Here is a 14,095-nt window from a genome sequence, read left to right on the forward strand (position 1 = left end):
GAATTTTTTGTTAATTGTTATTTTTGTTCCCCAATTCTTAAGGCCTTGAAAATCAACATCATTTACTGATTTTTCAAATCCGGCTGCAAAATTACGAAGGTTTCAAAAAAGAACCACGATTAATTCTTTTTTTTCGCAAAATTCATCAAAAACAATACTTTTCAGATAGCCCCGGCAACGCCCGTGGCCTTGCTCACGCCATTTTCGTTAAATGCCTCAATCGCAAAGTAATATTTAACCCCAAGATTCAGTGCCCTGACCTCTTTTTCATTCGGCTCATCACCCCAGATCTGGTAGGTCTGATACAATTTATCAGGTGCCACACCCCAAAGGATGTTGTAGCCGGTAGCCCCCTCCACCTTATCCCATTTGATAAAGGCATTTCTTTCATCCTTATCCCTCACGGCTTTCAGGTTCTGAGGGGTGGCCGGTGCAAGCCCGCCACCATTTCCGAAAATACGGATATCACTCACAGCCAGGTTTGGCATCGGCACATGTATGTTTTCGAATTTGATGTATCTGAAATTGACAGGCTTCGGCAATTCAATGTAAGCATTCGGACGGTCACGTTTCTCATTGGTATTGTCTGCAATTTTTACCCAGGTTTTCTGGTCATTGGATCCGTAAATCCTGAACTGGATATAAACCTTAGGCTGGTTGCTGTCATAAATGTCTGATTTATAATCGGTGTAATTGATCTGGAGGGCATTGATCGTGCATTTCTTTTCCAGATCGATACTCAGCCACTCGCCGCTTTTATTGCTTCCGGCTACCCAGAATGTCCTCGGGTTTTCGTCTGTGATCAGGCCGGATTCAAATTTACTTTCTTTCTGAGAAGAGGATTTTGTTGGTTTTTTATAAGACAACAACATCCAGCCTGTAAACAACTCATCTTTGTCTGTCCATTTCTTCGTTGGAAGTCGGTGAGGAAAATCGGCGAAGCGGCTGTTGCCGAACATCTGGCCATCTTTATCAAAACCGGCGGGAATCATATCGATTCTTCTTTCAAAATTCCAGTTGACTGCTATCCAGGGAGTGCCCATGTTCCAGTAGTTACCGTAGTTATCCTTAAAAGTGCACCCATGGCCCATTCCCTGCATAAAGCCTCCGGGTTTGTAAGCAATCGGGTTATAGGATGCATAAGTAAACGGCCCCAGGGGGTTGTCCCCGACATAGGTTCCGTTGGCATATACATTATATTCTGTGCCGGGGGCTCCGTACTGCAGATAATATTTCCCATTGTGTTTGGTCATCCACGCTCCTTCCGTAAAGGGCGTGATTTCAGACCTGTGGTCTTGCCCGAACCTCTCCCAGCCATGGTTTTTGGGATCAAGGTAAATCAGGGGTTTATAATCTGATTTATAGGTCAGCTTTTTGTTCTTGTCCAGCTGAGCTCCGAATAAAGGATAGGTATTGGACGAGCCCCAGTACATATACCATTCTTTTAACTCTTCATCATAAAACAAGGCCGGGTCCCACGGACCGATATCTTTAGGCAATTGCGGCAGCCATCGGTTATAAAAATGCAGTTTGCCGTTTTCAGGAGTAGTGGTATAAAAGATCGGTCTTTGCTGAAAAGTCGACTGAAACAGAAAAAGCGTATCGTCTTTTGACCAGGCGGCCGGGGCACACATGTCTTCCATCGGCCAGCGGCTCGGGGTAATGTATCTCCAGTCTGACAAATCTTTCGAATGCCAGTACCCTCCCTGGATGGTATGAAACAAATAATATTCCCCTTTATGATTCACGATCACGGGGTCAGCTCCGGACCGGTAAGAAATCTTGTCGTTGACCTGCTCCCAGTTATATTGGTAATTAATGTCCATGGGATTACAATACGTTTTGTTCTTGTGGGCATTGGGAGCCGGGATGTTAAGTTGTGGAGATTGAGCAAATCCGCTCATTGAAATCGCAAGGGCAATACAAAACAGGATGGTTCTTTTCATGATCATTGTGATTAAAATATTCCCGTCAAAAGTAGGAAAAATTCTGTAATTTCTCAGAATCGTCACAATGAGAAGTGTGTTTATAAATCCTGTGGCTTTATTTCATCAACGGCTCCATTTTCCATACTCCTTGTTCCTGTCTCCCATCACCCTTCCTTCACCTTACTACCCGAATACGCGATGACCACCCCGCAAAAAATGATGAGGGCAATGCCCATAAAACTGGTCAGGTGAGGAATGGCGTCGCCCAAAAGCACCCCGAAAAAGACCGAGAAGACAATATTGCTGTAGCCCATCGCCGAAACCGGCCCTACTTTTCCATAGGTGAAAGCCTTGGTCAGATAGATTTGTCCGATCAGGGCCGAAATGCTGAGGGCCCATATCCAGACCCATTGTATCCCGTCAGGCATCGTGAATTTCCCGACCAGGAATCCCAGGTAATCAGATTCAATATAATACCCGGCCATCAAAGAGAAAACCGGCAACAGAATGCCCGACAACATAAAAGAAAGAACAATAGACCTAGAATCGTAGATTTTACTGAGTCCTTTGATGCTGAGATAGGCGAGTGCCGTTAATACCGCATTCAGAAGGCCGATGCTATGGTTTTTTAGTGAAAAGATATCAATTGAAATCTGTGGCAGAAAAATAAGGCATATCCCTGCAAAGCCGATGATCACAGCTATCCATTCCTTGGGTTTCATTTTTTCCTTAAGATACACCGCCGAAAAGACTGCCAGGAAAACCGGGTAAGATTGCTGGTAAGTGATGGCCACTCCAAGCCCGATTTTGGTGATGCTGTAAAAGAAAGTATAAAGGGCAAGCGTCCCGGTAATCCCCCTGAAGATCAGCAAAAAAGGCTTTCCTCCGATCTGGACCAGCGGCCGTTGGTTGACCGAATAAAAGATGAAAATCACTCCGATGCAATTCCTGAAAAACACCAGTTCCACAGAGCTGATGTCTTTTCCCAAAACCCTGGTACAGGCTCCGGAAACAGAAAAACAAAATGCGGCAATGACCATGTAAACAATGCCTTCTGAACCCTTGTCTATTTTCAATTCTTTCTGATTAACAGCCGTAAAATTAAAGGAATCAGCATCATTTTCTGTCGGTTTTTTATAATTATTAATGCCATTCGCATCAGATATTTCAAATTTAAAGCCCTTTCAGTCAGTTCAGTCAAAAAAAATGTATTGGTATGCTTGCATAACAATTTTTTATTTCCTTATTTTGTGATGGTATGCTTGCATACTATTTATCCGAACTTATTAAATACCTTAAGATAATGTCAGCAACAGCAGAAAAAACTTCATTAAATGGTGGCGAATTTTTGATCCGCGAAACAGAAGCACACCAGGTTTTTATTCCGGAAGAATTTTCGGAAGAACAACAAATGATTGCAGATACTTGCAGGGATTTTTTGAAAACAGAGATTCATCCCCGCCTGGAAGAAATTGACAAAGCCAAATCTCCCGATCTGATGTCTTCATTGATGGACAAAGCCGGAGAACTGGGTTTATTAGGTACGGCTGTTCCTGAAGAATACGGTGGGTTCGGAATGAATTTTAATACCTCTATGCTCGTGGCAGAGGTATTGGGTGCAGGACACTCCTTTTCTGTGGCTCAATCAGCCCACACCGGGATCGGCACCTTACCTATCTTATATTACGGTAACGAAGAACAAAAAAACAAATACCTGCCCAACCTGGCCTCAGGTGCCTGGAAAGCGGCTTACTGCTTAACAGAACCGGATTCAGGATCAGATGCGAACTCAGGCAAAACCAAAGCTGAGTTAAGTGCAGACGGCAAGACCTATAAAATCAACGGACAGAAAATGTGGATCACCAACGGTGGTTTTGCAGATATTTTTATCGTATTCGCCAAAATCGAAGACGACAAAAACCTGACCGCATTCATCATCGAAAAATCGTTCGGTGGCATTACCATGAACGAGCCTGAGCAAAAACTGGGTATCAAAGGTTCTGACACCCGCCAGGTTTTCTTCAATGACTGTGTTGTTCCGGTTGAAAACATGTTGTCGGCCAGAGGAAACGGTTTCAAAATCGCGGTTAACATCCTTAACATCGGTCGTATCAAACTGGCCTCCGCAGCAGTGGGTGGATCAAAAGGGGTATTGAACCAGGCGATTAACTACGCCAACGAACGCAAACAATTCGGCATCTCGATCGGAAGATTCGGAGCCATCAAACATAAACTGGCCCAGATGGCCACTAAAATCTGGGTTTGTGAATCTGCCAATTACAGGGCCGGACAAAACATAGACGACCTGATAGACACCCTGAAAGGCGAAGGCCTGACAGACGCCGAAGCCAAGTTAAAAGCCCTGGAACAATTTGCCATCGAATGTGCCATCATGAAAGTGTATGGTTCTGAGGTGCTTGACCTGGTAGCTGATGAAGGTGTTCAGATCTATGGCGGTATGGGCTACTCAGCCGATGCTCCGATGGAAAGAGCTTACAGGGATTCGAGAATCAACAGGATCTTTGAAGGAACCAACGAGATCAACAGGATGCTTGTACTGGACATGTATCTGAAAAGAGCCATGAAAGGCGAGCTTGACCTGATGGGTCCTGCAACAGCCGTAGGAAAAGAAATCATGTCTATTCCTGATTTCGGCGGCAGCGACGACGATGTTGTTTTCGGAGCAGAAAAGAAAGTGTTGAAAAACCTGAAAAAAGCTGCCCTGATGATTGCAGGTGCGGCAGTTCAGAAATTCATGATGAAACTTTCGCACGAGCAGGAAATCCTGATGAACGTGGCAGACATGATCATCGAAATATACAATGCTGAATCCGCCCTTTTAAGAGCTGAAAAACTGATCAGTATCAAGGGTGAGGGGGCCGTTTCTTTACAAAAAGACATGGCTTTGGTTAATCTCCAGGATGCGGTAGCCGCCTGTCAGATAGCCGGAAGGGAAGCGATCCAGTCATTTGCCGAAGGTGATGAGCTGAGAGTGATGCTGATGGGATTGAAAAGATTCACAAAAGTGGAACCTTTGAACACCAAAGATACAAGAAGGAGAATTGCAGATGCGATGCTTACTGAAAACAAATACAATTTCTGAAAAACAATCATCCCGGTCTTGTACGGGAAAAGTGAGTAATATTTGGCTTAGAAATCAACAACTAAAAACCAATAAACCGGCTTCCTGACATTGGGGGCCGGTTTTTATTTTGTTCCGCCCCGAATTAACAAAACCTTAATCCGCATCAGAAAGAACTTCTTTCTCCTCTCGCTTAATTTGTGCTTTTTATAAACGAAATCACATGAAAAATACACTTCTCTGCATCGGTCTTATCCTTTCCGGGTTCAGTATTCATGCCCAATCCGCCAAAGGATACGTTTTTAACGACACTAACGGCAACGGCAAAAAGGACACCTCTGAAAAGGGAATAGAAAACGTCTGCGTCTGCAACGGGGTGCTTGTCACCAAAACAGACAAAAACGGTTTATACCAGCTTCCCGTTGGAAAAGACAACATCATCTTTGTCATCAAACCAGGCGGATACAAGGTAAAATCAGACGAGAACAATCTCCCGAAATACTATTACATTCATAAACCGGAAGGTTCTCCTGCCCTGAAATACAAAGGTGTGGCACCCACCGGGCCATTGCCCGCTTCGATAGATTTTGCCCTGGAGTCACAGCCTGAAGAGGACAATTTTACCGCCCTCATTTTTGGTGATCCTCAGCCTTATACAGAAACAGAAGTTCAGCATTTTGCCAAAGGGGTGGTTTCAGAAGTAGAAGGCATCAGACAAATAGCCTTCGGCCTGAGCCTGGGCGACCTGGTAGGAGACAACCTGGATTTGCACCTCCCCTATATTCAATCGGTGAAGAAAATCGGATTACCATGGTACAACCTCATGGGCAATCATGACATGGATTACGATGCCAAATCTGATTCACTTTCTGATGACACATACGAAGCACATTTCGGCCCGGCTAACTATGCCTTTAACTACGGAAAAGCTCACTTCATTATACTGGATGATATTGTTTATCCCGATCCGAGAGACCAGAAAGGCTACTGGGGAGGATTCAGAAAAGATCAGCTGGATTTCGTGGAGAACGACCTTAAGCATGTCTCCAAAGATCAGCTCGTTATCCTGGCCTATCATATTCCCCTGGAAACCGAAGGGGAATCTTACCGCCTTGAAGACCGCAAAAGATTATTCGATATCCTGAAGGACTTTCCTAACGTTTTCACGATTTCTGCCCATACTCATTTGCAGAGACAAAACTTTTTCACGGCCGAACACGGTTGGGCAGGAGCAAAGCCTTTGCATGAGTACAACGCCGGGACCACTTCGGGCGACTGGTATTCAGGCGAACTGAACGAAATGGGCGTCCCGGTTTCCACCATGAGGGATGGAACCCCGAAAGGCTACGCTTTTCTTAAGATCAAAGGCAACCAATATTCCATAGACTATAAAGTGGTGGGCAAACCCGCAGACTACCAGATGGAGATCTTTGCTCCAAAGGTAATCCCGTCTCAGAGGGGGACTTCGGCAGGTATTTTCGCCAACTTCTTTATGGGCCACAAAAGCAATGTCGTAGAATACAGGATTGATGAGACCCCGTGGAAACCGATGGCTTTTGTTGAAGATGAGGATCCAACCTACCTCAACTCGCTTTTCAAATGGGACACCAGCGACAAGCTGCTTTCAGGAAGAAGACCCAGCAATGCCGTAAAAAGCACGCATTTATGGAGAGGTTCTTTTGTTCCCAATCTCACAGAAGGTGAACATTTCATTGAAGTAAAAGCCACCGATATGTTTGGAAAAACCACTGTTCAGAAAAAGGCTTTCCTCGTAGAAAAACAATAACATTCTGAGCGGATTTCAAAAGAGCGGACACCAATTGTTTTCATATTCTAAAAATCTTTGTATGTTCGCTTCCTAACTATTGAAGCAACAAAACATTCTATGAAATATCTTATCCTTTTTTTACTAGGCATCCAGGTTTCTTTTGCTCAGTCTGTCATAAAGTACAGCACTTCCAACGCCCACTCACATAACGACTACGAGCAGAGCATCCCTTTTCAGCTGGCCTATCAGCAAGGGTTCGGTTCTGTAGAAGCTGACTTATATTACAGAAATGACTCTCTTTTCGTGTCTCACGAATGGAAGGACATCCAATCGGACAGGACATTCAGCAAGCTGTATCTGCAGCCCATTGTGGCTCTTTGTGAGAAAAACGGCGGAAGCATTTATAAAGACAAAAGCAAGCCGCTTCAGTTTCTGATCGATCTGAAAACACCTGCTGATCCTTCTCTTACAGCCCTGGTCAGGGAACTGGCTCCCTATGAAAAATTCCTGGCCCCGAAAGGCAACGTCAAAATCGTGATCAGCGGGAATACTCCCAAGCCGGAGAATTTCTCAAAATACCCGGCCTACATCTTTTTTGACGGAAGACCTGAGGTAAATTATACCAAAGAACAACTGGAAAGGGTCGGACTCATCAGCCAGGCGTTTGCTAAGTATTCGAAGTGGAACGGCAAAGGCATTCCCGTCGAAAAAGACAAAAAAGCCCTTGTTGAAGTGATCAGCAAAATACATGCTTTAGGCAAACCTGCGAGACTCTGGGCCTCCCCTGACGAGGTCAATGCCTGGAAAGTCATGATGAATATGGGCATTGATTACATCAATACAGATAAGGTAACCGAGCTTGGAGCTTACCTCAGCAAAAGAAAAAACGCGGAGTATAAAAACAACGAATCTTATTTTCCTTACCAGCCGACCTATCTGAACAACGACAAAACAGGAAAAGTAAAAAACATCATTTTACTGATCGGTGATGGTATGGGTCTTGCCCAGATTTATTCGGGACTGACCGCCAATAACGGCCGGCTGAACCTGTCGGGATTTTTAAATATCGGATTTTCGAAAACAGCTTCTTCTGATAATTACATCACTGATTCGGCAGCCGGAGCCACGGCATTCGCAACAGGAAAGAAAACCCGTAACAGGGCTATCGGGGTAGACAGCAACCTCGTCGCTGTACCTTCTATTACCACGCTCGTCAGACCCAAAGGCATGAAAACCGCCCTGATTTCTGCAGGAGACATTACCGACGCTACCCCGGCTGCTTTTTATGCCCACAGACCGGAAAGAAGCATGCAGACAGAAATTGCGTCTGATTTTTCGCTGAACCCGGTAGACATCATGATCGGCAGTGGTTACCAGCATTTTGTCAAAGCCGGCAATATTGAAATCATCAAAAAAGGTGGTGTGCAGGTCTCTAATCAATGGAGTGATCTTGCAGGGATGAAAGCTCCTTTTATCTTACTGGATTCTTCCCAGACCGTGTCCAAACTGAAAGGCAGGGGCGATTTCCTGGTAGATTCATTTAAAAAAACGCTGAAGTCTTTTGAAAGCAGCCCGAAAGGCTTCTTTATCATGGCCGAAGGTGCCCAGATTGATTACGGCGGGCATGCCAACATTATGCCTTATGTCGTTACAGAAATGCTGGATTTCGACAGGCTGGTCGGTGAAGCTCTAAAATTCGCAGACAGCAACGGCGAGACACTCGTCATTGTCACAGCCGACCACGAAACCGGCGGCCTGACACTCCTGGACGGCAACATCAAGGCAGGGTATGTGGACGGAAATTTCAGTACCACTGACCACACCGGCATCATGGTTCCGGTATTTGCTTACGGTCCTCATTCGCTTAGTTTCCGTGGCATTTACGAAAATACAGAGATCTACGAAAAGATCATGAAAGTGATCAAAAAACAAATCCCTTAAGTTTCCATCATTTTCTTTTCTGTAAAATTCCGCCTGAAAATGATATTATATTGAAGTCCGACCCTGCAATCATCTCATTATAAGACATTAACTGTAAACAAGTCGCCCAAAGGACGGCTTGTTTTTGCTATATTCCCTGAAACTTTCTAACTTCACCACCAGATAAGATATGAAGTGTTTGCCGTTTTACAGGTAACCCCTTTCCAATATCTGTCTTTTCCTGACCAATTATTCAACCATTAAAAGAAAATTCTGTTTATGAACAGGACATTGTTTCCACTTTTTTGTCTGTTTTTCGCTGCTCTCCTGTCTTTTGATTCCTCTGCACAAAAACGTCCCCTTGTTGTTTTTGTCACCGGTGACCATGAGTACAGCGGCGAACAAACCCTCCCGCTCATTGCTGCCGAGCTGGAAAAAAACTACGGTTTCAGAACCAAAGTCTTAAAGGCCTACCCTGACCACAATGCCGAAAAAAACATTCCAGGCCTGGAGGCTCTGCAGGAAGCAGACCTTGCTGTGTTTTATCTGAGGTGGCGTCAGTTGCCGAAAGACCAGCTGGACCAGATCGAAAAATATCTGAAATCAGGCAAGCCGGTGATGGGCTTCAGAACCACCACACATGCCTTCAATTTTCCGAAAGGCCACGAATCGGAAAGCTGGAATGCTTTCGGAGAATTTGCCCTTAATGCCCCTCCCGGCTGGGGTGGTAAAGCTAACCATACCCATTATGGCCATGAAAGCAGCACGGACGTGACCATCATTCCGGAAGCAGCTAAAAACCCGATCCTTACGGGTGTGGCTCCTGCTTTTCACGCCAAATCCTGGTTGTACCAGGTGCAGCCTTCCTACCCTGTAAAAGGCTCGACATGGTTGCTGATGGGCAAGCCCGTTAATCCAAACACCACAAAAGCTTATGATAATCCTGTTGCATGGACCGGCAAAAACTCATTCGGCGGCAAAGTCTTTATGACCACCCTGGGCCATCCGGAAGACTTTCAGATCGAATCTTTCCAGAGACTGGTCATCAACGCCATCCACTGGGAACTGGGCTTGAAAGTCCCTAAAAAATGGAAAGGCAAAATAGATATCAACGTACCTTACAGACAATAAACTTTATTCACCTTATGCGGTCATTACGTTTCATTTTACTCTTAACAGGATTGTTCTCTCTGAACTCCCTGACAGGATTCTCCCAGGCATTTCTACCCAAAAAAGGAGCCCGCATTGCCCTGATCGGCAACACCTTTATTGACAGGATGCAGTATTACAATCATTTTGAAGGATTGTTGTACAAAAACTACCCGAACCATCAGCTCGTGATCAGAAACCTGGGCTGGAGTGCCGACGAACCGGCCCTGCAACCCCGCCCGTTGAATTTCGGAGACATTCATACCCACCTGGCTACCCAAAAAGCCGACATCATCATGATGAGCTTCGGGATGAGTGAGTCATTCAAAGGGAAAGCCGGTGTGGCCCAGTTTGAAAAAGAACTGACGGCCTTCATTACCGACCTCAGGAAACACAAATACAACAAGGTCTCCGCTCCGCAACTGGTGCTGATCTCTCCTATAGCCCATGAAGACATCGGAGGGTATTATCCGAAGCCGGATCTGCAAAACGAGAACCTGTTGCTTTATACCGCTACCATGAAAAAAGTGGCCACTAAAATGGCTGTTAAATTCCTGGATTTGTACACCCCTTCGATGGTAGCCATGAAGTCGGCCAAAAAAGCCAACCTGACCATTAACGGGATACACCTGACAGACGACGGCTACAAACAAGCCGCAGAATGGATGGCCAAAGGCCTGGGCCTGAAAATATCTTCTCTTGAAAAAAACAAAAACTGGCAATATGTGATCGACCAGAAAAACCTGCAGTTCTTCTACCGCTGGAGGGCCGTAAACGGAGAATACATCTACGGCCGCAGAAAAAAACCTTTCGGGGTGAAAAACTATCCGGAAGAGATGGAAAAACTCGACTGGATGGTAGGCGAGCTTGACAAGATCATCTGGGAAATGACCAACAACCCGAACACCAAAGGGTATGAAAAAGCGGTAAGCATCACCGACGAGGGTTCTAAAAAACCGGAGGAAGCTCCTGAGCACGGCCATCACCAGATGCCTGCTACTACAGAGAAAAAAGCCTATCCGGCTACTATCGACCAGTTTGTGATTCCGAGTGGTTATGAAATCAACCTGTTTGCTTCTGAGCAGGATTTCCCTTTGGAAAAACCGGTAAACATGACCTTCGACAGCAAAGGCCGCTTATGGGTAGCATTGATCCCGAGTTATCCGCATTATTTCCCCGGACAAAAACCGAACGACCGCATCGTTATCCTCGAAGATACCAACGGCGACGGCAGGGCTGATAAACACACCGTTTTTGCAGACAAGCTTTACCTTCCTTTGAGTTTTGAATTCTGGAACGGCGGCTTACTGGTTTCGGCAGAACCCAACCTCATCTTTCTTAAAGATACCGATGGCGATGACAAAGCCGATTTCCAGGAGATCATCCTGCATGGTTTCGGAACAGAAGACAGCCACCACGCCCTGCACGCTTTTACTTATGGACAGGATGGTGCCCTTTACTGGCATGAAGGGGTATTTTTACACACCCAGTCTGAAACCCCATATGGCCCGGTCAGAGGACAGGACGGTGCCAGCTACCGTTATGAACCCCGCACAGGCAAGCTCAGTAACTACATTTCTTATCGCTATAACAACCCATGGGGCAATGTCTTTGACAAATGGGGAGTACATTATATAGGTGATGCCTCAGACGGAAAGAACTATTACGCTACTCCGATGATGGGGAAAATCGATTATCCGATCCAGCACCCCTCTATTGAAATGTTTACGACCACCAGGGTAAGACCTACGGCCGGCATAGAAATCATTTCAAGCAGGCAGTTTCCCGACGATGTTCAGGGCAATTTCCTGGTGAACAACACCATCGGTTTCCAGGGCATCAAACAGCACAGGATCATCAAAAAAGGGTCAGGTTTTACTGCCGAGGAAGTGGAACCCTTACTTCAGTCGACTGATCCCAACTTCAGGCCCGTCGATCTGAAATTCGGCCCGGACGGAGCCTTGTACCTGGTTGACTGGTTCAACCCGCTGATCGGTCACATGCAGCACTCCATCCGGGATGAAAGAAGAGACAAGGAACACGGCAGGATCTGGAGAATCACCTACAAAGGCAGACCACTATTGAAGTCACCGAAGTTTGCCGAACAAACCGTTCCGGAATTGCTCGAAAACCTGAAGATATATGAAGACCGTGTCAGATACCAGACCCGCAAGGAGCTCAGGGGCAAAACCCCGGACGAGGTTTTCCCTCACCTTGGTAAATGGATCATCAGTCTTGACAAAAAATCACCCGACTACGAACACCAGCTGCTCGAAGCCCTGTGGATTTACCAGGATTTTGATATTATTCAGAAAGACCTCCTCAACAGGCTGCTGAGAGCCGGTGACTACCAGGCCAGGGCTGCAGCTACCCGCATTTTGATTTACTGGCAGGACAGGATAAAAGAAGCCCCGGAATTGCTCAAGGTGCAGGTCAACGATGAAGCCCCGCGGGTAAGGATCGAAGCCGTCATGGCCCTGAGTTATTCCAATTCTGATAAGGCTGCGGAAATTGCCCTGGAGGCACTGAACCATCCGACAGACTATTACCTGGATTATGCGATAAAAGAGACCATCAAACACCTGAAACCACTCTGGATGAAAGGGTTTGCACAAGACATGAATTACCTGGCGGATCATCCGGCCTGGACAAGCTATCTGCTGAACCTGACCACTGTAAAAGAACTGCAGGCCCTGCCGAAAGGCGAGGCCGTTCTGAACGCCATCCTTAAACACGCCGATGCCAGCAGTGCCGAGCGTCTTGCTGCCATCCAGGCCCAGGCCTCCCGCAGCAAAACTACTCCCCTGACGGTCCTGGTTGATGCCATCGCCCAGCCCTCTGTCGACAAAAAATCAAAAGGCGGAAAAGAACTGGTGAATTTGCTGCTCAACTGGAACAAAGCCGAATTGAAGTCAGGCGTCGATAAAATCATTGCCTCCCTGGTTAAATCCAGCCAGATGGACCTGAAAGGCATTGGCTACGCGGCCCTGATGACCGCCGAAGGAAGCGACAAATCGGCCTGGGCCCTTGCCTCTTCAGATACCAGGGAAACCGAGGCTTTTGTGAACAGCACGGCCTTGCTACCCGATATGGCTCAAAAACTGGCCAAATACGACCAGGTGAAAGCATTGGTTTCCGAAAAGAAAACCGATGACGCTGTTAAGGCAGCAGGAATCAGAGCTCTGGGTACGATCAAACCTACCGATCAGGACAATATCAAATTTATCAGCCAGTTTATCAGGTCCGGCAATCCATATTTGCCACAGGCCATAGAGACATTGTCGGCTCTTGATCCGAAGGCCTTCACGACCTCAGCTGCTGATGTCAATGACGCCATCCTGGCCATCGCCAGAAAAGCCAATGACAAGATGAGAGCGGAACCTTGGTTTGAACCCCTGATCAAATTAGGAAAAACTGTAGCAAAGCAATTGCCTAAAGAATTGGGCGACAAGTCTATTTTCATTCTTGAAAGTACAGGTACTTATGAAGTTGTTATTGAAGCATTACCTTCCAAGATGCTCTTCGACAAAGAAGTAGTGACCCTGCCGGCCGGAAGACCTGTAACCATTGTATTCAACAATCCTGATGAAATGCCCCATAACCTGGTGATCATCAAAGAAGGTACCCTGGAGAAAGTAGGAAAGGCTGCCGATGCGATGGCCATCGAAAAAGACGGTTTTGAAAGAAATTTTGTGCCTTCTATTCCTGAGGTCCTGTATTCAACACCTCTGCTCAATCCGGGCGAGAGCAGAAGAATCAGCTTTACGACCCCTAAAGAACCCGGCGAATTTACTTTTGTGTGTACCTTCCCGGGTCACTGGAGTATGATGAAAGGAACCATCAAAGTAATCATTGCAGATACGATAAAATAAACCTTGATCATCAATGTGTTTCAAAAGCACCCTGAGATTCTTACAGGGTGCTTTTTTATTTACAATGAATAAAGACTTCTTATCTGTCCGGCAGGCAATCTTAAGCCCGCTTTATTATTGGAAATATACAATCCCATTTTCCTCCGAGATTCTGATTTCTCCTGTTTTATGGCTTAAATCCACTGATCTGAAAAAAGCCGGTATCATTATTTCAAGATCAAATTGACGATTCGTCCTTCTGAGTCCTGTAAATTTCTAAACAGGGTACTATTCGGAAAATGTGATCTTGGAAAAATACTATTGCATATTTTAAACGACTTCTTGTACTTTTCAAATAAGTGTGGTATTTTACCAAGATTATCATAGGATCGTGGTA

7 protein-coding genes are annotated in these 14,095 nt (G+C 45.8%); 5 read left to right on the forward strand and 2 right to left on the reverse strand.

Features of this window, described 5'->3' with window-relative positions:
- Positions 1–161 precede the first annotated feature (161 nt).
- Together GVN16_RS16325 and GVN16_RS16330 are read right to left on the reverse strand one after the other, a co-directional pair.
- On the reverse strand, positions 162–1,946 hold the full coding sequence (locus GVN16_RS16325) for a family 43 glycosylhydrolase (RefSeq protein WP_166564984.1): 1,785 nt from the start codon (positions 1,944–1,946) through the stop codon (positions 162–164).
- A gap of 146 nt (positions 1,947–2,092) precedes the next feature.
- A complete protein-coding gene (locus GVN16_RS16330) occupies positions 2,093–3,004 on the reverse strand; it encodes a DMT family transporter (protein WP_166564985.1) in 912 nt (303 codons plus the stop codon).
- Positions 3,005–3,231: 227 nt separating this feature from the next.
- On the opposite strand from GVN16_RS16330, the gene GVN16_RS16335 reads away from it, so the two are divergent.
- From GVN16_RS16335 to GVN16_RS16355, 5 genes are all read left to right on the forward strand, one after another.
- Complete coding sequence (locus GVN16_RS16335) at positions 3,232–5,031, forward strand: acyl-CoA dehydrogenase family protein (RefSeq protein ID WP_166564986.1); 1,800 nt, start codon at positions 3,232–3,234, stop codon at positions 5,029–5,031.
- A gap of 202 nt (positions 5,032–5,233) precedes the next feature.
- On the forward strand, positions 5,234–6,796 hold the full coding sequence (locus tag GVN16_RS16340; RefSeq protein WP_166564987.1) for a calcineurin-like phosphoesterase C-terminal domain-containing protein: 1,563 nt from the start codon (positions 5,234–5,236) through the stop codon (positions 6,794–6,796).
- 99 nt (positions 6,797–6,895) lie between these two features.
- The gene (locus tag GVN16_RS16345) at positions 6,896–8,719 is read left to right on the forward strand and encodes an alkaline phosphatase (RefSeq protein ID WP_166564988.1); all 1,824 of its coding nucleotides are present in this window, start codon (positions 6,896–6,898) and stop codon (positions 8,717–8,719) included.
- 258 nt (positions 8,720–8,977) lie between these two features.
- Positions 8,978–9,829 (forward strand): ThuA domain-containing protein, encoded by an 852-nt coding sequence (locus tag GVN16_RS16350; protein WP_166564989.1) that lies wholly within the window; start codon positions 8,978–8,980, stop codon positions 9,827–9,829.
- 14 nt (positions 9,830–9,843) lie between these two features.
- Positions 9,844–13,719, forward strand: coding sequence for a PVC-type heme-binding CxxCH protein (locus GVN16_RS16355; protein WP_166564990.1), 3,876 nt, complete (start codon positions 9,844–9,846; stop codon positions 13,717–13,719).
- The last annotated feature ends 376 nt before the right edge of the window (positions 13,720–14,095 follow it).

Source organism: Emticicia sp. CRIBPO, from assembly GCF_009905725.1.
Classification (GTDB): Bacteria; Bacteroidota; Bacteroidia; order Cytophagales; family Spirosomataceae; genus Leadbetterella.